1 rRNA gene is annotated in these 572 nt (G+C 52.8%); it reads left to right on the top strand.

Annotated features, from left to right (window positions below):
• Window positions 1-133: 133 nt before the first annotated feature.
• A 23S ribosomal RNA gene (locus NA5_RS38745) occupies window positions 134-572 on the top strand; the annotation flags it as partial.

The raw sequence follows: 572 nt of genomic DNA, 5'->3' as shown, positions 1-572 counted from the left end.
GCGTTCTTTCCAGGCAAGATGACGACGAGATTGGGCCGCAGTCATACCGGCTTCTTCGGAAGTGCTGGTGCTGCATCGGGTTTCAGTCTTGTGTGTTGTTTGAGAACTGCACAGTGGACGCGAGCATCTTTGTTTGTAAGTGTTTAAGAGCGTTCGGTGGATGCCTTGGCACCAGGAGCCGATGAAGGACGTAGGAGGCTGCGATAAGCCTCGGGGAGCTGTCAACCGAGCTGAGATCCGAGGATTTCCGAATGGGGAAACCCAGCACGAGTGATGTCGTGTTACCCGCATCTGAATATATAGGGTGTGTGGAGGGAACGTGGGGAAGTGAAACATCTCAGTACCCACAGGAAGAGAAAACAATAGTGATTCCGTGAGTAGTGGCGAGCGAAAGCGGATGAGGCTAAACCAGTTAGATGTGATAGACGGCAGTCGTTGTCTAGCTGGGGTAGTGGGGCTCACTTTCTTGATTCTGCCGAGTCGAGCAACAGTCAGAAAAGTTCGTGTTAGTCGAAGTGGTCTGGAACGGCCCGCCGTAGACGGTGATAGCCCGGTAGGTGAAAACATGTGCT

The organism is Nocardia anaemiae NBRC 100462 (genome assembly GCF_001612725.1).
In the GTDB taxonomy this organism is placed as follows: Bacteria; Actinomycetota; Actinomycetes; order Mycobacteriales; family Mycobacteriaceae; genus Nocardia; species Nocardia anaemiae.
This window is presented reverse-complemented; position numbering and strand designations above follow the sequence as displayed.